Here is a 20,142-nt window from a genome sequence, read left to right on the forward strand (position 1 = left end):
GGTGGAACGATGAGGCGGGCATGTCGAGCAGGGCATTCTCCCGCGTCGCGGTGCTGATGGGCGGACCGTCGGCCGAGCGTGAGGTCTCCCTCTCCTCGGGCGCGGAATGCGCCGCCGCGCTGCGCAGGGCGGGTTACGACGTCACCGAGATCGATGCCGGGCCGGGCGGGAACGACGCGCTGGTCGCGGCGCTGAAGGACGCGCGCCCGGACGCCGTGTTCAACGCCCTGCACGGGCGCTGGGGCGAGGACGGCTGCGTGCAGGGCCTCCTGGAATGGCTGCGCATCCCCTACACCCATTCGGGCGTGCTGGCCTCGGCCCTCGCCATGGACAAGGCCCGCACCAAGGACGTCTACGCCGCCCACGGCATCCCCGTGGTCCCGCACAAGGTGGTGACGCGCGAGGAGGCGAAGGCAGGGCACCCGCTGCCGCCGCCTTACGTGGTCAAGCCGGTCAACGAGGGCTCCTCGGTCGGCATCTACATCGTGGACGCCGACGCCAACGGCCCGGCGCAGCTCTCGGACGACATGCCGGACCTGGTGATGGCCGAGGCCTTCGCCCCGGGGCGCGAGCTGACCTGCGCCGTGATGGGCGACCGCGCGCTGACGGTGACGGACATCGTCGCGACCTCGGGCTGGTACGACTACGACGCCAAGTACAAGCCCGGCGGCTCGCGCCACGTGATCCCCGCCGAGATCCCGGCGGAGGTGTTCGACGCCTGCCTCGAGATCAGCCGCAAGGCCCATGCCGCCCTCGGCTGCCGCGGGCTGTCGCGCACCGATCTGCGCTGGGACGAGAGCCGCGGCGTGGACGGGCTGGTGGCGCTCGAGACCAACACCCAGCCGGGCATGACCCCGACCTCGCTCGCGCCCGAACAGGCGGCGGAATGCGGGATCACGTTCGAAGAGCTGGTGACCTGGATCACGGAGGACGCCTCATGCCTTCGCTGAGGGACCTTCTGGGCGGCGGCAAGGGGCCGGAGGAGGACCCGCGCGACGCGGCCCTGCGCGCGGCGCTGCGCAAGGCCGATGACGCGGCGCGCAAGCTGGCCGAGGCGGAGAACGCCTCGGGCGACTGGGACGCGCCCTGGGGCGGGGTCGAGGCGGGGCAGGGCGGTGATGCGCCCGCCGCCTCCCCGCGCGCCGGGGATGACGCGGCGCCCGCCGAGGCGGCCCCCGGGGCGCCCGGGGCGCCCGTCGCCGCGACCCCCGACATTCCCGCCGCGGCGCTGCCGGGCGCCGGGCGTCCCGCGCCCCGCCGCGCCCCGCGCGACGCCGCCGCCGCCCTGCGCGCCGCCTTCCGCGGCGAGCGCGAGCAGGCCGAGGCCGAGGCGCAGGCCGCGTCCGCCGCGCCCCTGCCGCCGCGGGTCGATCTCGACGCCCCCTGGGGCGGCGCCCCGGCGCCGGAGGCCGGGCTGGACGCGGGCGAGGCGCCTGCCGCCGACGCGCTCGAAGCGGCGCCCGCCGAAGCCGCGCCCGCCGATGAAGGCGCCGCCGCGGCGCCGGAGCCGACGCCGACCCTGCATTTCCCCGCCCACGCGGCCGATCCGCAGGGGCAGGAGGCGGCGGACGGCGTCGCCGACCCGGCCCCGGAGGACGCCCCCGGCGCCGCCCCGTCGCTGGGGGTGATGTCCGGCGCCGACGGCGCGCCGGTCTTCGGCGCCCGCCCCGAGGCCGCGCCGCCCGCCGAGGCGCCCGCGGGGCTCGGCCTCGTCGCCCGCGCGCGCGAGGCCGCGGGCCTCTCGCCCATGGCCGACCGCGCCGACCCCGGGGCCGATGCGACCGAAGCGACCGAAGCGACCGCGGAGCAGGCGGCGCCCGAAGCCCCTGCCGCCGAGGCGGTCGAGGCGGTCGAGGCGGCCGCCCCGCGCCCGCATTCCGCCATGCGCGCCCTGCGTCCCGAACCCGCGCTGACCCGGCGCCGCGCCGCGCCGCGCGCTTCCGATGCCGCCGCCGATGCGGATGGGCGGGTCGAGCCCGCCGCCCCGGCGCCGCGCCGCAAGGGCCTGCGCGGGCTGCTGGGCGGGCGGGGCGCCGACCCGGCGGCCACGCTCGCCGCCCAGAAGGATGGCGTCTGGTCCGGCGTCGCCGCGCCGGAGGCGCCCGTGGAAACGGCGCTTGAGGCGGGTGCAGGGGCCGACCACGCGCCCGCCGCTGCGCCCGCCGCCGCGCCCGCCGCCGAAGCCCTGCCGACCCCGGGGGCGGCATCCGCCCCCGCGCCTGCCGATGCGGGCCGCTTCGGCGCCGCGCTGCGCCGTGCCGCGGGCGCCGGGTCTCTCCCTGAAACCGCCGTGCCTGAAGAGACTTCCGCCCACGCGGACGCCGCCGCCGCCGACCCCGATGCGGACACGGCGCCGAAACCCGCCCCGCGGGTGCGCCGCCTGCGCGGCCTGTCGTCCCGCGGGGCCGAGGCCCCCGAGGCCCCCGAGGCGCCCGCCCGCACGGCGCGCGCCGGGGGCGGCCGCCTCGCCGCCCTGCGCCTGCGCCGCGCCCCGCCCGGGGCGCATGGCGCCGCGGATGATGCGCCGGAGGAGGCCCCGCGCGCGGTTCCGCCCGAGGCGATGGCGCCGCGGGCCTTGCCCGTGGACCCGGCCGACCCGCGCCCCGCCGCGCCCGCGCCGTCCCGTCGCCGCGCCCGCGCGGCCCGGGGCGTGCTCGCCCGCCTCGCCGCCGGCCGTCGCCGCGCCGCGCCCGCCGCCGCCCCGGCCCCCGAGGCGCGCCCAGCCGCCGAGGCGGCCGCGCCCGCGCCGGACGCCGCCGCCATGCCCCGGCCCGCGGCCTCGGCCCGGCCCGCCGCGCGCGCCGCCGCCGCCGAGGGGCGCCGCCGCCGCCACGACCCGTCCCCCTCGCGCTGGCGCTACAGGTATGAGCGGCTCAAGCGCCGCTCCTCGGTGCAGTTCGCCGTCCGGCGGCTCTCGATCCCGCTGGTGCTGCTGGGCCTCGGCGCCTGGGCCTGGCAGGAGGAGCGCCTCTGGGCCTGGGGCGAGGCGCAGGTCGCCGCGGTCGAGCGCATGATCGCCGAGCGCCCCGAATTCACCGTCGCCGCGCTCGAGGTCTCGGGCATCGAGCCGGCGCTGGAGGAGAAGGCGCGCGAGGTGATCGGCTTCACCGGGCCGATCTCGTCCCTCGATCTCGACCTCGAGGCGCTGCGGCGGCGGGTGGAGAACCTGCCGGGCGTCGCGCAGGCGCGCCTGTCCATCGGGCCGGACCGGATCCTGCGGGCCGACGTGGTCGCCCGCACCCCCGTCGCCCTCTGGCGCTGGCAGGAGCAGCTGCACCTCGTCGACCGCGAGGGGGTGGTGATCGCCCCCGTCGTCGCGCGCACCGACCGGCCGGACCTGCCGCTGATCATCGGCCCCGGCGCCGACATGGCGGTGCCCGAGGCGCTGCGGTTGCACGCCCGCGCGGCGCCGCTGCATGACCGGCTGCGCGCGCTGGTGCGGGTGGGCGAGCGGCGCTGGGACGTCGCGCTCGACCGCGACCAGCGCATCCGCCTTCCGGCCGAGGGGGCCGAGGACGCGCTCTCGCACGTGCTGGCGCTGCAGGCCTCCGAGGACCTTCGGCTGCTGGACCGCGACGCGATCGCCGTGGACATGCGCCTGCCCGACCGCCCGACGGTGGAGCTGTCGGAGCGCGCGCGGTTCGAACTGATCCGCCTGCGGGCGCTGGCGGCGGGGGAGGAGGACGCATGATCCGCCCCCGGCCCCTCCGCGCCCGCGCTTCCGCCCCCGCCGGGCCGACGCCCGGCTGACGGCCCCGACGTCGCCTGTCCCTTCCTCTCGCCTCCCCGCCCCGAGGACCCATCCAGATGATCCGCACCAACGCCTTTTCCGCCCAGCGCCGCATGCGCGAACAGCTCCGCTCCGCCCTGCGCCGGGGCCTGCTGGCCGTGCTCGACATCGGCACGACCAAGACGGCGTGCTTCGTGGTGCGGGTGGATGCGGACAAGCTGGCGCGCTCGGCCTCCGAGCCGCACCTGGGGGGCTTCGGCGCGCTCAGGATCATCGGCGTGGGCGTGACCCAGTCGCGCGGGGTGCGGCTGGGCGAGATCGCGGACATGGAGGAGACGGGGCGGGCCATCCGCACCGCGCTGCAGACGGCCGAGAAGATGGCGGGCGTGCGCGTCGACCAGGCCATCGCGGTGCTGTCGGGCGGGCGGCCCCTGTCCTTCGGCGCGATGGGCGAGACGGAGATCGAGGGCCAGGCGGTGTCCGAACGCGACGTGGCGCGGGCGCTGGCCAGCTGCCCCGAGCCGCCGCTGGAGGAGGGGCGCGAGATCCTGCACGCGCTGCCGGTCAACTTCTCGCTCGACGGCGCGAGCTTCCTGAAGGATCCGCGCGGGATGACGGGCGAGCGGCTGGCGGTGGACATGCACGTGATGTCGATCACCGGCGCGCCGCTCTATAACCTCGCGCGCTGCGTGCGGGACTGCGACCTGGAGCTGGCGGGGGTGGTCTCGGCCCCCTTCGCCGCCGGGCTGTCGGCGCTGACGGAGGATGAGCAGGAGATCGGCGCGGCCTGCATCGATCTTGGCGGCGGGTCGTCCTCGGTGTCCATTTTCCTGCGCCGCCAGATGATCTATGCCGACAGCGCGCGGGTGGGCGGGGTCCACGTGACGCGGGACGTGTCGGAGGCGTTCTCGCTGCCCTTCTCGGACGCCGAGCGGATCAAGGTGCTGCATGGCGGGGTTATGGCGACCGGGATCGACGACCGGGACATGATCGCGGTTCCGGCGGCGGACGAGCCGTCGGGGGAGCGGCTGATCTCGCGCGCCGCCTTGATCGGGGTGATCCGGCCGCGGATCGAGGAGACCTTCGAGGAGGTGCGGGCGCTGCTGGACCAGGCGGGGTTCGGCGCGCTGCCGATGCGCCGGGTGGTTCTGACCGGGGGCGCGAGCCTGATGCCGGGGCTGGAGGATGTCGGGCGCCGGGTGATCGGCCCGCAGGTGCGCTGCGGGCGGCCGCTGCGGATGGGCGGCTTGCCGCAATCGGCGGCGGGACCGGCGTTCTCGGCCCTCGTGGGTCTGTGCGCCTGGTCGGTGCGGCCGCAGGACGAGCTCTGGGATTACGACGCCGGGCTGGCGCTGGGCGGGGCGACCCGGCTGCGGCGCGCGGTGCGTTGGTTCTCGGACAACTGGTGAGGCGCTGCGGGGGAGGCGGTTGGTGCGCGGCTGCGCTGCGCTTGCCGGCGCCCCGCCCGCCCCGGGCGCGAAGGCGCGCCCTTCCCCCTGGCCCCCGGGCGCGAAGGCGCGCCCTTTCCCAAGCCCTTGGGCGCGAAGGCGCGCCCTTCCCCTTGGTCCCCGCGCCGGTCCCGCGGGCCCCGGAGACGCCCCGCGCAAGGGCTGCTCGAATCGGGCGCAATGGTCAAAAACCTTGACGCGCGATTAACCATAACCCGCGAAATTCGCTTCCAGAACGCGGTTTCGGCCCCGTTTTCCACGTGACCCGCGGCGGCGAGTCGGGTACGTTTCATGGCTAATGAATGACAAAGACGCGCAGTCGGGCCAACCGGCGCGCATTTTGAGCAGTCCGAGCAACTTACAGGCGAGCCATGTCCACCCTGAATCTGATCGTGCCGGAGGAGTCCTCCGACCTGCGCCCGCGCATCACCGTTTTCGGCGTCGGCGGCGCCGGCGGCAATGCCGTCAACAACATGATCGAGAAGGAGCTGGAGGGGGTCGATTTCGTCGTCGCGAACACCGACGCCCAGGCCCTTCAGCAGTCCCAGTCCGAGCGGCGCATCCAGCTCGGCGTCGGCGTGACCCAGGGCCTCGGGGCCGGGGCCAAGCCGCAGGTCGGCGGCGCCGCGGCGGAAGAGTCGATCGAGGAGATCGTCGAGCAGCTGCACGGCGCCCACATGTGCTTCATCACCGCCGGGATGGGCGGCGGCACCGGCACCGGCGCCGCCCCGGTCATCGCCCGCGCGGCGCGTGAGCTCGGCGTGCTGACCGTCGGCGTGGTGACGAAACCGTTCCACTTCGAGGGCACCAAGCGCATGCGCTTCGCCGAAGCCGGCGTGGCCGAGCTTCAGAAGGTGGTCGACACCCTCATCATCATCCCGAACCAGAACCTGTTCCGCATCGCCAACGAACGCACCACCTTCGCCGAGGCCTTCATGCTGGCCGACGACGTCCTCTACCAGGGCGTGAAGGGGGTCACCGACCTGATGGTGCGCCCGGGCCTGATCAACCTCGACTTCGCCGACGTCCGCTCGGTGATGGACGAGATGGGCAAGGCGATGATGGGCACCGGCGAGGCCGAGGGCGAAGAGCGCGCGGTGCAGGCGGCCGAGAAGGCCATCGCCAACCCGCTGCTCGACGAGATCAGCCTCAAGGGCGCCCGCGGCGTGCTGATCAACATCACCGGCGGCTACGACCTGACGCTGTTCGAACTCGACGAAGCCGCCAACCGCATCCGCCAGGAAGTGGACCCGGAGGCGAACATCATCGTCGGCTCGACCCTCGACCCGGAGATCGAGGGCGTGATGCGCGTCTCGGTCGTCGCCACCGGCATCGAGGCGGACGAGGCCGCGCGCCCCGTCCCGCAGCCGCAGCGCGAGACGCAGGCCGTGGCCGCCGCCCCGGCCGCGCCCGCCGCCGCGCCGGCCCCGGCCCCCGAGGCCGAGATCGCCCAGCGCGCCGCGGCCGAGGGCGCCTTCGTGCCCCCGGCGCCCGCCGCGCCCGAGGATGTCGCGTCCGAGCCCGAGACCGCCGCGGCGCCCGAGCCGACCCCGGCCCCGGCCCCGGTCGAGACCCCGGCCCCCGCGCCCGTCGCGGCGCAGGCGCCCCAGCCCGCCGCGGGCGAGCCGTCGGCCGAGGTGCTCGCGCGCCTGCAGGCCGCCGTCTCGAAACAGCCCGAGGGCGGCCGCGCCCCGCTGCGCGCCGATCCGCGCCCCGCGCCGAAGCCCGCCGCGGCCCCGGCCCCGGCGGCCGAGCGCAAGCCCGCCGCCGCCCCCGTGTCGGCGGATGCCGATCGCGGCCGGTTCGGCATCAACAGCCTGATCCACCGCATGGCCGGCGGCGCCGAGGCCCGCCAGCCCGAGCCGGCGCCGAGCGCCGAGCGGATGGACGAGAACGACCGCCTGCGCGACGTTCCGGCCTTCCTGCGCCGCCAGGCCAACTGACCCGAGATCACGCCAGGGCGCCGTCCCCCGTCAGCGGGGGGCGGCGCGGACTGCCACTGCCCCCGCCCCGGCCCAGCCGCGGCGGGGTTTTTCATGCGCGGGGCGGGCGCGTCATGGCTGAGGGCCATTGAAGGGCCTGGCCGGGCGGGGCGGGACGAAGTCCTGCGGACAGGGCGTGCCGCAGCTTGCCGGTTATCGACAATCGCTAGGTCGGGAACGGGGCGGGGGTCACGGCGCTTTCGGCCCGCGCGACCGCGCCGCGCGTGCCGACGCCGCCCGGGCCCGGCATTTCACCCCGCGGCTTCTGCGCGACGACGGGCTGCGCGCCCGCCCGTATTTCCCGGCGCAGGAGGCGCCGCCCGCGCGCGAGGAGGGCTTGAGGGTCTTCGGACCGGCGCAGGCCGCGGCCCCATGGCCGAATAATTTTAACAATATGTGACGGACGGCGCGGTTTCGTGAGCGGTCTGGAAAAATGTTGCGATCCGTGAAAACCGTATTACCAATTGAATATCAGTAGCTTGCCGCGCCTGCGCGTCCCCTTGCCGCGTCGCGGCGTCGATCCCGGCCCCGTTGCGTTGCAAAGCGACACAAACCTTGAATTGTCATGATTCCCCTTCGCGCCTATCCCTACGATCACCGGCCGCATAACCAGAATAACCGGCCCGGATGACAGAGCGAGGCGATATCATGCAGACCACCGTGCGCGGCGCGCTGACCTTCGACGGCATCGGACTCCATTCCGGGCGGCCCGCCCGCCTGCGCGTCCTGCCGGCCTCCGGCGAATACGGCATCTGGTTCAAACGCATGGACGTGGTCGGCGCCGACCCGATGGTCCCGGCCGCCTGGGACCGCGTCACCGACACCCGCCTCTGCACCCTCGTCTCGAACGCCGACGGGGTCACCGTCTCCACCGTCGAGCACCTGATGGCCGCCCTCGCCGCCTGCGGCGTGGACAACGCGCTGATCGAGATCGACGGCCCGGAAATCCCGATCATGGACGGCTCCTCGGTCGAATTCGTGCGCGCCATCCGCGCCCGCGGCCTGCGCGACGTGGCCGGCGAGGCCCGCCGCATCCGCATCCTCAAGACCGTCGAGGTCGCCGATGGCGACCGCGTCGCGCGGCTTGAGCCGACCGGCGGCGACAGCCTCGAAATCGATTTCGTCATCGCCTTCGACGACGCCGCCATCGGCGTGCAGTCCGAGCGGCTGGACATCGCCGGCCGCGCCTTCGACCGCGAGCTGATGGACTGCCGCACCTTCTGCCGCGCGGCCGAGGTCGAGGCGCTGCGCAAGATGGGCCTCGCCCAGGGCGGCAGCCTCGAGAACGCGGTGGTGGTGGACGGCGACAAGGTGCTGAACCCCGAGGGTCTGCGCCGCCCGGACGAGTTCGTGCGTCACAAGATGCTCGACGCCGTGGGCGACCTGGCGCTGGCCGGCGCCCCGATCCTGGGCCGCTACGTGGGCCGCAAGGCGGGGCACGAGATGAACAACAAGATCCTGCGCGCCCTCTTCGCCCGGCCCGACGCCTGGCGGTTCGAGGTCGAGCAGCGCGTGGCCCCCGCGGCGGTCGCCGGGGCCTGATACCGGGCCTTTCTGGGGTGAGAGTTGCGAGGGGCCGTCCCGATGGGGCGGCCCCTTTCGCTTGGGGGCGGTGTCGGGTGGGCGCGCCGGGGACGTGCCCGATTGCGGCCCATGGAGGCCATTGCTGCAATATGCAGGCGCGTTTGCAGGCTATATCCTCCATGTGCCAGCCGGGGAGCCGCCTATGGATATCGCGCATCAAGAGTTCAGCGGATCAGGTATGACCCCTTGGCGCGACGCGATCCTCTCAAGGCTGGACGCGTATTGTGAGTTTGATGTCGTCGCCAGCGCGCATCACCTCGTCGTCTCCTGCCGAAATACGGAGAGCTTTGACGTATCGTTTCATGATCTTGGTGGAGAATTTCAGGTCGCTTTTGACGGCTGGCACGAGCATTTCGAGGCGGAGGCCGACGCCCTCAACTGTTTCGCGTTTGGTCTTTCCGACGCGTGCCGTCTGAAGGTCGTCAAGCGAGGCGCAACCGAGTGCAGTTGGACCGTCCAATGTCAGCAAGGCGAAACCTGGATCGATGACAGTTCAACCAGTTTGATGTTCATCCCGGTCTGGCGGCGAAAGACACTCGTATACCGGCGCAATCGACTGAAAAAGAAACGATAGATGGCCCAGGCGAGCGGGGATCCCTCTGGATGCGTGCAGCGTCCGGTTGGTCCCGCGGTCCCGACCCCGGGGCGGGCCGCAGCGGAGCGCCGCGCCTCGCCCCCGCCGGACGAACCGCCCCGGCGGCCGACGCCCCGCGGCCCGCGCCCGGCGCCCGCACCGCTGCAGGTTGCAGGCGCGGCGGCGGCGTGGGACGGTGTCGCCGCGGCCCCGGATCATCGGGGCGCATCTTCCGTGCAAGGTCAGGACAGGTCGGCGGCTTGGACTTCATCATCGATTTCGCAGCCGTCATGGTCCTTCCGGCGGCCATCTTCTCGTTCTCGCGATATGTCGCCCGGGACGAATACAAGGCCCTGCGCGACAGCGGTCAGAAGCTCAACCTCAACATGGCCAACCTTCGCTCGGCCCGCCGCCGCGCCGCTGACGACCCCCTGCGCGAAAGCCACCTGAAGATCGCGCGCATCGGGCGCCTTCACTGGATCGCCGTTCCGGTCGCGCTGCTCGCGCTTCTGCTGTTCGGGGCGGCGCTGGAGCTTCTCCGGTAAGGTTTCCCAGTCCGGGCGGCGGGGCGGCGGCGATGGCGGCGCGCCAGGTTTCGGCGCCGGGCGCGGCTTGCCTTTCGCCCGCGCACGGGTGATCGCGCCCGCGGCGGCGCGCGGCATTTGCCAGCGCGCCCGGATCGTGCGAGACAGTCCCCCACGATCCGGCGCGTCCGCGCGCGCCGCCGCCGAAGGAGTCCGCCGTCCCATGCGCCGCCCCACCTGCCGCTCCGCCCTGAGGCTCGCGACCGTCGCCGCCCTGGGGCTCTCGCTCTCCGCCTGTTCCATGTTCGGCGACGGCGCCGAGAAGGACCCCTTCTCCGATCCCTATGCGGGCCGGTCCGCCGCGGAAATCTACGCCCAGGCCGAGGCGCAGCTCGAGGACGGCGAAGCCGTCGCCGCGGGCGAGACGCTGGAGGAGCTGGAGCGCGTCCACCCCTATTCCGAATGGGCCAAGCGGGCGATGATCCTCTCGGCCTACGCCTATCACCAGGCCGGGGAAATGGACCGCGCGCGCCTCGCCGCGCAGCGCTTCATCGACTTCTTCCCGTCGGATTCCGAGGCGCCCTACGCCCAGTACCTGATCGGCCTGACCTGGTATGACGAGATCGTCGACGTCGCCCGCGACCAGCGCTCCGCCCGCAAGGCGCTGGAGGAGCTGCAGAAGGTCGTCAGCCGCTACCCGGGCAGCGCCTATGCGCGCGAGGCGCAGCTGAAGATCGACCTGTGCAACGACCAGCTGGCCGGCAAGGAGATGATGATCGGCCGCTACTACCTCGGGCAGGCCAAGCGCATCGCGGCGATCAACCGGTTCAAGACGGTGCTGACCCGCTACCAGACCACCTCCCACGCCCCCGAGGCGCTGCACCGGCTGGTCGAGGCCTACCTGGAGCTGGGGCTGGAGAGCGAGGCGCGCACCGCCGCCGCCGTGCTCGGCCACAACTTCCCCGGCTCGGACTGGTACCAGGCCAGCTACGCGCTGATGCAGGGCGCCGACCTCGCCCCGTTCGAGGACGAGGAAAGCTGGATCTCCCGCGCCTTCCGCCAGATCACCACCGGCTCGACGCTGTAAGCGGGCTGGATGCTGGACCGATGGACGCCGCCCCTCGGGGCGGCGTTCTTCGTTTCCGGGCGCCGGCGCGGGATGGCGCAGGGGAGGAAGGCCCGCGGGCCTCCCTCCCCCGCACCCCCACCCTCCGCAAACTTTGAGTGCGTAACTGCTTCTGAGCGCGCTTGAAGAAAATTTGGGGAGTTCGAGGGGGCGAAGCCCCCTCGAGCGGGGGCGGCGCACTGCGACGCCGGGGCGGCAGCCCCCGCCACCCCGGGCGGGGCGCCCAGCCCCGCAACCTTCAGTCCGCCAGCAGCGCCCTTGCCGCTTCGCGCGCCGCCTCGGTGACCGTCTCGCCCGCCAGCATCCGGGCCAGCTCGCCCTCGCGCTCGGCCTCGCCGATGGGGCGCACGATGGTGCGGGTCTCGTCGCCCTCGACGCGCTTCTCGATATGCAGGTGCGCGGCGCCGCGGGCGGCGACCTGGGGCGCGTGGGTGACGACCAGCACCTGCCCGCCATGGGACAGGGCCTCGAGCCGCCGCCCGACGGCGTCGGCGGTGGCGCCGCCGACGCCGCGGTCGATCTCGTCGAAGATCATCGTCTTTTCCTCGCCCCGCCCGGCCAGCGAGGCCTTGAGCGCAAGGAGGAACCGCGAGAGCTCGCCGCCCGAGGCGATGGCGCCGAGGGGCCCGGCGGGGGCGCCCGGGTTGGGGGCGACGGTGAAGGCCACGCGGTCGACGCCGTCGGGGCCGGGGGCCTCGGGGGCGACGTCGACGGCGAAGATCGCGCGCTCCATCTTCAGCGGCGGAAGTTCGGCGCCCACGGCGGCTTCCAGCTTGGCGGCGGCGTCCTTGCGGGCGGCGGTCAGGGCCGCGGCGGCGCCGTCATAGGCGGCGCGGGCGGCGGCGGCGGCGGCTTCGAGCCCGGCGATATGCTCCTCGCCCCCGTCGATCTCGGCAAGACGGCGGCGCATGTCCTCTGCCAGCTCGGGCAGCGCCTCGGGGCCGACCCGGTGCTTGCGGGCGAGGCCGCGCAGGGCGAACAGCCGCTCGGTCACCATTTCCAGCCGCGCGGGGTCGAAGGCGAGGTTCTCCAGCGCCGTCTCCACCCCCGCCTGCGCGTCGGCAAGCTCGTGCAGCGCGCGTTCCAGCGCGGCGATGGGGCCGTCGAGCGCGCCGTCCGCGGACTGGCTGGCGTCTTCGAGCCAGCGCATCGCGTCCGCCGTCATCCCCTCGGCCCCGTCGCGGCCCAGCGCCTGCTGCGCGCGGCCCACGTCCTGCCCTATGCGCTCGGCCGCCTGCATCAGGCGGCGCTCGGAATCCAGCGCCTCGTCCTCGCCCGGTTGCGGCGCGAGCGCGTCCAGTTCTTCGACCGCGTGGCGCAGGAATTCGGCGTCCTCGGCGGCGGCGGCGAGGGCGCGGCGGGCGTCGTCCAGCGCGCCCTCGGCGCGGCGCAACGCGTCCCATTTCGCGCGGGCGTCGGCCAGCAGGGCGCCGTGCCCGGCCCAGCCGTCGAGGATGCCGCGATGGCCGCGCGGGTTCAGCAGCCCGCGGTCGTCATGCTGGCCGTGGACCTCGAGCAGCGCGTCGCCGAGGCGGGCGAGCGCGTCGGCGGTGGCGCGCCGGTCGTTGACCCAGGCCGCGGTGCGCCCCTCGGCCGTCACCTGGCGGCGCAGGATCAGCTCTTCCCCCGCATCCATGCCGAGCTCGGCCAGCGCGGCGCGCACGGCATGGCCCTCGGGGCAGTCGAACACCGCCTCCACCACGCCCTTCTCGGTCCCGGCGCGCGCGCTGGCGCCCCGGCCGCGGCGGCCGATGGCGAAGCCGAGCGCGCCCAGGAGGATCGATTTGCCCGCCCCCGTCTCGCCGGTCAGAACCGTGAGGCCCGGGCCGAATTCGAGGTCAAGGCGGTCGATCAGGACGATGTCCTGGATGGAAAGGCTGCGGAGCATGGCGGTGGAAAAGTCCCAGGGCTGCGGTGGCGCGGGCGCAGATTGGACCAAGCGGAGGCCGGTGGAAAGGGGGGGCTGGGTGTTGCGGGGCTGGGCGCCTCGCCCCGGTGGCGGGGGCTGCCGCCCCGGCGTCGCAGTGCGCCGCCCCCGCTCGAAGGGGGCTTCGCCCCCTCGAACCCCCCCGTTGTCTTGGCGCTTCGCCCATAATGCGGAGGGAGGGGGTGCGGGGGAGGGAGGCATGCATGCCTCCCTCCCCTGCGCCATCCCGCGCTGGCGTGGGCCTTTATCAGCCGAAGCCCGGCCCGCCCTCGGACGGGGCGCAGCGGATGAGGCGGGAGGTCTTCACCGCCGCCTGCCGGTGCACCACGGCCTGCTGGTAGACCGGGTCGGTGACCATGGCCAGGAACGCCTTCGCATCGGGATAGCGGGCGATGAAGCAGGCGTCCCAGGCCTCGTCCCCCGGCCCGATCAGCATGCAGTCCATGCGCCCGCGCCAGATGATCTCTCCGCCCAGCCGCTGGAACACCGGGCCGCTGTCCTTGCCGTAATTGGCATAGGCCTCGGCCCCGGTCAGGCCCTTGCCGTGAAGCGCGTGCCCCTCGGGATACGCGGCCTCCGCCCGGAAGGCGACGAGGTTGAGCATCTCGATCGGCTGGTCCCGGGGCAGGGCCTTGAAGGCCTCGAACTGGGCGCGCTCGGGGTCGATATGGGCGTCGGACATCTGCGGCTTCCTCCTGCGAAATTTTGTTTCGCGCATTGAGCCGGATTCGGGCGCCCCTGTCGAGCGCCGAGCGCCGAGCGCCGAGCCTCGGGCGCGGGCGCGGGCGGGGGCTTGCGCGCCCCGGGGGCGCGTGGCGCGCGCGGGGCTCGCCCCCCCATTCATCGGGGGGGGCGACGCCGGGCGGAAACCGCCGCGCCCCCGGCGCCTTGCGCGTCCGCCCGCCGCCCCCGATAGTTCCCCCATGCCCGCCCCTTACTCCTACCGGCGCGACCCTTCCATCCCGCCCTTCGACGACGCGGCGCCCATCGCGGTGATGGACGCGGCCTGCGCCCTGTGCAGCTGGGGCGCGCGGATGATCCACCGGATGGACCGGAGCGGGACGGTGCGCATCTGCCCGGTGCAATCGCCGCTGGGCGCCGCGCTGCTGCGCCATTACGGGCTGCGGGCCGAGGACCCCGAAAGCTGGCTGTTCCTCGACGCGGGCGTCGCCCATGCGGACGCCGAGGCGGTGATCCACGCCGCGCGGCGCTTCGGCGGCCCGGGGCGGGCGGCGGTTCTGCTGCTGGCGCTGCCGCGGCCGCTGCGGGGCTGGCTCTACCGCCGCGTGGCGCGCAATCGCTACGCGCTGTTCGGGCGGGGGGACATGTGCGCGCTGCCCGACCCGGCGTTCCAGGAGCGGTTGATGCGATGAGGGCGGGGCGATGAGGCCGGGGCGATGAGGGCGCGCGGATGAGGGTCCTGCTGCTCGGCGGCTACGGGGTGTTCGGCGCGCGGCTGGCCGAGCTGCTGGTCCGGGACGGGCATGACGTCTGCATCGCTGGCCGCAGCCTGGCGAAGGCGCGGGCCTGCGCGGCGCCGCTGGGCTGCCGCGCCGCGGCGCTGGACCGGGCGGCGCCGGACGCCGCGCTGGCCGCGGCGCTGGCGGGCGAGGACGCGGTCGTGGACGCCGCGGGCCCGTTCCAGGCCTATGGCGCCGATCCCTACCGGCTGGCCCGCGCGGCGATGGCCGCGGGGGTGCATTACCTCGACCTGTGCGACGACGCCGCGTTCTGCGCCGGGATCGGGGCGCTGGACGGGCAGGCGCGGGCGGCGGGGGTCTGCGTGGTCTCGGGGCTGTCCTCGGTTCCCGCGCTGTCCTCGGCCGCCGTGCGGGCGCTGGCAGGCGAGGACCCGCCGCTGGTCATCGACGGCGCGATCCTGCCCGGCAACCGGGCGCCGCGGGGGCTGTCGGTGATGCAGTCGATCCTTTCGCAGGCGGGGCGGCCGATGCCGCTGTGGCGCGGCGGGCGGTGGGAGACGGCCCCGGGCTGGTCCGCACCCGCGGAGTACGCGCTGCCCGGCGGGCTGACCCGCCAGGGCTGGATGATCGGCGTCCCCGACCAGCGCCTGTTCCCGGCCCATTTCGGCGCGGGCGCGGTGATCTTCCGCGCGGGGCTGGAGCTGGGGGTGATGCGCTACGGCCTCTTCGCCTTCGCGCTGCTGCGCCGGGCCCTGCCGATCCCGGTCGGGCCGCCGCTGGTGCGGGCCTTCAAGCTGGCCGCCGACGCGCTGGCGCCGTTCGGGACCGGGCGCGGGGGCATGGCCGTGCAGGTGACGACGGCGGGGGAGGTCCGCGCCTGGCGGCTGCTGGCCGAGGACGGCGACGGGCCCTACATCCCCGCCGTCCCCGCCCGGGCCCTGCTGCGCCGCGCCGCGCCGCCTCCGGGCGCGCGCCCGGCGCTGGAGGCGATCACGCTGGAGGAGGCCGAGGCCGCCATGGCCGACCTGCGGGTGCGGACCGAGCGGAGCGCCGCCCCCCGCGCCCCCCTCTTCCCCCGCGCGCTGGGCGCGGATTTCGCTGCCTTGCCCGAGGCGGTGCAGGCCACGCACCGCACCGCCGACACCGCGCGCTGGACGGGCCGCTGCCGGGTCGAGCGGGGCCGGGGCGCCTGGCCGCGGCTTCTGTGCGCGCTCTTCGGCTTCCCCGCGGCGGCCGGGGACGTGGCGGTCGAGGTGAGCAAGCGGGCCGATCCCGGGGGCGAGACCTGGGAGCGCCGCTTCGGCGCCCGCCGCTTCCGCTCGCGCCTCTCGCTCGCGCCCGATGGTCTGCGGGAACGCTTCGGGCCGTTCAGCTTCACCATCGGGCTGCGGGTGCAGGACGGCGCGCTGCACTTCCCGGTGACGGCGGGGCGGCTGGGGCCGCTGCGGCTGCCGCGGGCGCTGCTGCCGGGCTCCGAGGCGCGCGAATACGCGGCGGACGGGGCGTTCCATTTCGACGTGGCGCTGCGCGCGCCGATCACCGGCGGGCTGATGGTGCGCTATGCCGGGCGCCTCGCGCCCGCCGCGCCGGGCGACCCCGCGGCGCCGCCGGGGTGACGCAAGGCCATTTCATCCCCAGCCGCCCCCATATCCTGTGGACAACTGCCCCCAGCGCCCCCATATGGGCCGCCCTGCGGCTTGACTCGGACCCCGCCGTCCCGGACCATTCCGCACGCGCGCCTCAACCCCGGATCCCGCCCCGCCCATGCAGTTCGTCAAGCTCCGCCTCCAGGGCTTCAAAAGCTTCGTCGACCCCACGGAACTGGTCATCGAACCGGGGCTGACCGGCGTGGTCGGGCCCAATGGCTGCGGCAAGTCCAACCTGCTCGAAGCCCTGCGCTGGGTGATGGGGGAGACGTCGGCCAAGGCCATGCGCGGCGCAGGCATGGAGGACGTGATCTTCGCCGGCGCCGCCAGCCGCCCCGCCAAGCGCTTCGCCGAAGTGGCGCTGCACCTTGACGACCGCACCCACCAGGCGCCGCCTGTCTTCCCGACCTCCGACAGCATCGAGATCGTCCGCCGCATCACCCGCGAGGCCGGGTCCGCCTACCGCGCCAATGGCAAGGAGGTGCGGGCCCGCGACGTCAAGATGCTGTTCGCCGACGCCGCCACGGGGGCGCATTCCCCGGCGCTGGTGCGGCAGGGCATGATCTCGGAGCTGGTCAACGCCCGCCCCAAGGCCCGCCGCGCGATCCTGGAGGAAGCCGCGGGCATCGGCGGCCTCTACCAGCGGCGGCACGAGGCGGAGCTGAAGCTCGGCCAGTCGGAACAGAACCTCGAGCGCGTCACGGACGTGATCGAGCAGCTCGACGGGCAACTCGGCGCGTTGGCCCGCCAGGCCAGGCAGGCGGCCAAGTACCGGGAGATCGCGTCCGAGCTGCGCCGCGCCGAATCCATGCTGCTGTGGCTGCGCTGGCGTGAGGCGGCGTCCGAGGCCGAAGCCGCGAGGGCGGCGCTGGAAGAGGCCGCCGCCGCCGCCTCCCGCGCCCAGGCCGCGACGCAGGAGACGGCGGCTGCGCGCGAGGCCGCGGAAGAGGCGCTGCCGGACCTGCGCGAAGAAGACGGCATCGCCCGCGCCGTGATCCAGAAGCTGCTGGCCGAGCGCGAGCGGGTGGAGGAGCGCGACCGCCAGGCCCATGCCGACATCCAGCGCCTCGAGGGCCGCATCAACCAGCTGAACAAGGACCTCGAACGCGAGGGGTCCCTGAACCGCGACGCCGACGAGATGCAGGAGCAGCTGGACTGGGAGGAGACCCAGCTGCGCGACGCCCATGCCGGCCACGACGCGCGCAAGGCGCTGGCCGAGGAGGCCGCCCGCGAGGCGGGGGAGATCCTGCGCGACCGCGAGGCCGCCGTGGATCGCTTGTCCGCCGATTACGCCCGCCTCCAGGCCCGCCGCCAGTCGGTCGAACGCCGGGTGTCCGAGACCGAGACCGCCGCCGAGCGCGCGGCCGCCGAGGCCGCCCGCACCGAGGCGCAGGTGGATGCGCTGGTGGGCGAGATCGCCGCCGCCGAAACCACGCTCGCCCGCGCCGAGGAAGAGGCGGAGGAGGCGGAGATCTACTCCGCCGCCACCGAAGACGCGCTGGCCGCCGCCGAGGCGGAGCGCGCCGCCGCCCAGGCCGCCGAGTCCGAGGGCCGCGCCGCCCGCGCCGCCGCGCAGGGCGAGGCGCGTGCGCTGCGGGCCGAGGCGGATGCGCTGCGCAAGCTGCTGGACCGGGACCGGTCGGCGGCGGGGCAGCTCCTCGACCAGGTGCGGGCCGAACCGGGCTATGAGGCCGCGCTCGGCGCCGCGCTCGGGGACGACCTGCGCGCACGGGAGTTGAAGGACGGGGAAAGCGGTGCGACCGGGTGGTCCGCCCTCGGCGCGCTGCCCGGGCCGGGGGACTGGCCCGCGGGGGCGGCGCCGCTGTCGGACCATGTGGATGCGCCCGCCGCCCTCGCCCGGCGCCTGGCGCGCACCGCCGTCATCGACCGCGCGGCGGGGGATGCGGCGCAGGCGGCGCTCGGCCCCGGGATGCGGCTGGTGTCGCGCGACGGGGACCTGTGGCGCTGGGACGGGTTCCGGGTCTCGGCCGAGGACGCGCCCTCCGCCGCCGCCCTGCGCCTGCAACAGAAGAACCGCCTCGATGCGCTGGACGAGCAATTGTACGAGGCCGAGGCCGCGGAAGAGGCCGCCGCCGAGGCGCATGAGGAGGCGAAGGCGACCCTGTCGGCGGCCACCGACGCCGAAACCCAGGCCCGCGCCGCCCGCCGCGACGCCGACCGGCGCCAGACCGAGACCCAGCGCGCCCGCGCCCGGGCGGACTCGGAACTCGACCTGCGCCGCGGGCGGCTCGAAGCCCAGCGCCATGCGCTCGATGCGCGGCGCGAGGAAGCCGCCGCCGCCCGCGGCGCGCTTGAAGAAGCCCGGCGCGCGGTCGATGACCTCGAAGACCTCGGCGAAGCGCAGGCGCGGCTGGAAGAATCCCGCCACGCGCTCGCGGAATCGCGCCAGGGGCTGATGTCCGCCCGCTCCCATGCCGACGAGATCCGGCGCGAGGGCGAGGCGCGCGCCCGCCGCCTCTCCGATATCGGCAAGGAACGCGCAGGCTGGCTGAAACGCCAGGAAAGCGCCGCCGCGCGGCTGTCGGACCTGCAGGGGCGGATCGAGCGGTCCGAGGACGAGCTGACCGTGGCCCGCGAGGCGCCGGAGACGCTGGCCCGCGAACGCGACGCCCTGGTGGGCCGCATCGCGCAAGGAGAGATCCGCGCGCGCGAGGCGGGCGAGGCGCTGTCCGCCGCCGAGGCCGCCCTGCGCGCCGCCGACGCCGCCGCCCGCGACGCCGAGCGCGAGGCGAGCGCGCGGCGCGAGGCCCGCGCCCGCGCCGAGGCGGTGAACGAGGCCGCCGCCGCCCGCGCCGCCGAGGCCGCCCAGCGGGTCGAGGAAGAGACCGGCGCCGGGCCGGATGCGCTTGCCGACACGCTCAAGGTGACGGGCGAGGAGGCCGAGACGCCCCCCACCCTCCAGGCCACCGAACTGTCGATCATCGACCTGCGCCGCCGCCGCGACGCCATGGGCGCGGTCAACCTGCGCGCCGAGGAAGACGCCGCCGAGGTGCAGGCGGAACGCGACGAGCTCGCCTCCGAGAAGGACGACCTCGAGGAAGCCATCGCGCGGCTCAGGAAGGGCGTGGCGGAGCTGAACTCCGAGGGCCGCGCCCGCCTTCTGGCCGCGTTCGAGGAGGTGAAGGGCAGCTTCGCGACGCTCTTCACCCATCTCTTCGGCGGCGGCGAAGCCTCGCTGGAGCTGGTGGAAAGCGACGATCCGCTGGATGCGGGGCTGGAGATCATGGCCATGCCGCCGGGCAAGCGCCTGACCTCGCTGTCGCTGATGTCGGGCGGCGAGCAGACGCTGACCGCGCTGTCGCTGATCTTCGCGGTGTTCCTGGCCAACCCCGCCCCGATCTGCGTGCTGGATGAGGTGGACGCACCGCTCGACGACGCCAACGTGACGCGGTTCTGCGACCTGCTGGACGAGATGACCCGGCGGACCTCGACCCGTTTCCTGATCATCACCCACCACGCGCTGACCATGTCGCGCATGGACCGGCTGTTCGGCGTGACGATGCAGGAACAGGGGGTGAGCCAGCTGGTCTCTGTCGACCTGCGCCGGGCGGCGGAGATGGTGGAGGGGTGAGCGCGCCGCTCTCCCGCGCCGCCCTGTGCGTGGCGGGCGAGAATCTGTGCGACGTGGACGGCGACGCGGCGGAGGCTTTCGCCTGGGACGCGCTCACAGCGCTGGAGACGCCGCCCGACGCGCTCGGCGCGCTGGCGGGCCGCTGGGCCGGGGCCGCGCCGTCCGAGCGGCACGCGCTGGTCGAGGCGGTTCTGCAGGCGCTCGGGGCGCCGGCGGACCGCTCGCCCGCAACCGGCGCCGTGCTGCGCGTGCTCGCCCTTCTGCCGGTGCAGCGGGGGCCGGGGGACGACTACCTCGCGCTGCGCAAGATCTACGACATCGCCATCGCGTTCCACGAGGCGGACGGCCCAGCGGGCGCGTGGCTGTGGCGGGCGCTGAGCCTCTATTGGGCGATGACCGACGTGGTGGATGACGGCATGGGCTGGTCCACGCTCATCATGGAGATCAACGAGGCCAACATCGCCGAGGCGGTGGCGCAGGAATGCGCCGCGCTGCTGGCCGATCCGCCGCCCGGGGCGCGGGCCTGGATCGCCTGGGCCGAGGGGCTGGCCTGAGCGGCGCGGGGCCGGGGCCGGACCCCCTTTTCGC

14 protein-coding genes are annotated in these 20,142 nt (G+C 74.9%); 12 read left to right on the top strand and 2 right to left on the bottom strand.

Annotation, left to right across the window (positions count from 1 at the left end; genetic code table 11):
* Nucleotides 1-20 precede the first annotated feature (20 nt).
* From ACQ5SO_RS01440 to ACQ5SO_RS01475, 8 genes are all read left to right on the top strand, one after another.
* Nucleotides 21-950, top strand: coding sequence for a D-alanine--D-alanine ligase (locus tag ACQ5SO_RS01440; protein WP_430939784.1), 930 nt, complete (start codon nt 21-23; stop codon nt 948-950).
* Nucleotides 938-3,691 (top strand): cell division protein FtsQ/DivIB, encoded by a 2,754-nt coding sequence (locus ACQ5SO_RS01445; protein ID WP_430939785.1) that lies wholly within the window; start codon nt 938-940, stop codon nt 3,689-3,691. The genes ACQ5SO_RS01440 and ACQ5SO_RS01445 overlap by 13 nt, the downstream gene beginning before the upstream one ends.
* Before the next feature lie 116 nt (nt 3,692-3,807).
* Nucleotides 3,808-5,139, top strand: coding sequence for a cell division protein FtsA (gene ftsA / locus ACQ5SO_RS01450; protein ID WP_430939786.1), 1,332 nt, complete (start codon nt 3,808-3,810; stop codon nt 5,137-5,139).
* A 410-nt stretch (nt 5,140-5,549) separates the two neighbouring features.
* Nucleotides 5,550-7,121 (top strand): cell division protein FtsZ, encoded by a 1,572-nt coding sequence (gene ftsZ / locus ACQ5SO_RS01455; RefSeq protein ID WP_430939787.1) that lies wholly within the window; start codon nt 5,550-5,552, stop codon nt 7,119-7,121.
* 687 nt (nt 7,122-7,808) lie between these two features.
* Nucleotides 7,809-8,702, top strand: a complete 894-nt coding sequence (lpxC, locus tag ACQ5SO_RS01460) for a UDP-3-O-acyl-N-acetylglucosamine deacetylase (protein WP_430939788.1) — start codon at nt 7,809-7,811, stop codon at nt 8,700-8,702.
* 184 nt (nt 8,703-8,886) lie between these two features.
* The gene (locus tag ACQ5SO_RS01465; protein ID WP_430939789.1) at nt 8,887-9,318 is read left to right on the top strand and encodes a hypothetical protein; all 432 of its coding nucleotides are present in this window, start codon (nt 8,887-8,889) and stop codon (nt 9,316-9,318) included.
* A 260-nt stretch (nt 9,319-9,578) separates the two neighbouring features.
* Nucleotides 9,579-9,863, top strand: a complete 285-nt coding sequence (locus tag ACQ5SO_RS01470) for a hypothetical protein (protein ID WP_430939790.1) — start codon at nt 9,579-9,581, stop codon at nt 9,861-9,863.
* Nucleotides 9,864-10,065: 202 nt separating this feature from the next.
* Entirely contained in the window at nt 10,066-10,929 is an 864-nt protein-coding gene (locus tag ACQ5SO_RS01475) for an outer membrane protein assembly factor BamD (protein ID WP_430939791.1), read from the top strand.
* Nucleotides 10,930-11,206: 277 nt separating this feature from the next.
* Here the strand turns inward: ACQ5SO_RS01475 and recN are convergent, their stop codons facing one another.
* Nucleotides 11,207-12,856, bottom strand: coding sequence for a DNA repair protein RecN (gene recN, locus ACQ5SO_RS01480; protein ID WP_430939792.1), 1,650 nt, complete (start codon nt 12,854-12,856; stop codon nt 11,207-11,209).
* Nucleotides 12,857-13,142: 286 nt separating this feature from the next.
* Nucleotides 13,143-13,577 carry a DUF1330 domain-containing protein gene (locus tag ACQ5SO_RS01485; RefSeq protein ID WP_430939793.1) on the bottom strand — a complete coding sequence of 145 codons (435 nt, stop codon included), beginning with the start codon at nt 13,575-13,577 and terminating at the stop codon, nt 13,143-13,145.
* A 241-nt stretch (nt 13,578-13,818) separates the two neighbouring features.
* Between ACQ5SO_RS01485 and ACQ5SO_RS01490 the strand changes: the two genes are divergently transcribed.
* From ACQ5SO_RS01490 to ACQ5SO_RS01505, 4 genes are all read left to right on the top strand, one after another.
* Complete coding sequence (locus tag ACQ5SO_RS01490; RefSeq protein ID WP_430939794.1) at nt 13,819-14,268, top strand: thiol-disulfide oxidoreductase DCC family protein; 450 nt, start codon at nt 13,819-13,821, stop codon at nt 14,266-14,268.
* Between the two features lie 38 nt (nt 14,269-14,306).
* A complete protein-coding gene (locus ACQ5SO_RS01495; protein WP_430939795.1) occupies nt 14,307-15,932 on the top strand; it encodes a DUF4166 domain-containing protein in 1,626 nt (541 codons plus the stop codon).
* 148 nt (nt 15,933-16,080) lie between these two features.
* Nucleotides 16,081-19,554: a chromosome segregation protein SMC gene (gene smc, locus ACQ5SO_RS01500; RefSeq protein WP_430939796.1), complete on the top strand. Its 3,474-nt coding sequence runs from the start codon at nt 16,081-16,083 to the stop codon at nt 19,552-19,554.
* The gene (locus tag ACQ5SO_RS01505) at nt 19,551-20,108 is read left to right on the top strand and encodes a hypothetical protein (protein ID WP_430939797.1); all 558 of its coding nucleotides are present in this window, start codon (nt 19,551-19,553) and stop codon (nt 20,106-20,108) included. Before smc ends, ACQ5SO_RS01505 begins: the two co-directional genes overlap by 4 nt.
* Nucleotides 20,109-20,142: the final 34 nt, after the last annotated feature.

The organism is Rhodovulum sp. DZ06 (assembly GCF_050586345.1).
Classification (GTDB): Bacteria; Pseudomonadota; Alphaproteobacteria; order Rhodobacterales; family Rhodobacteraceae; genus JBOCEF01.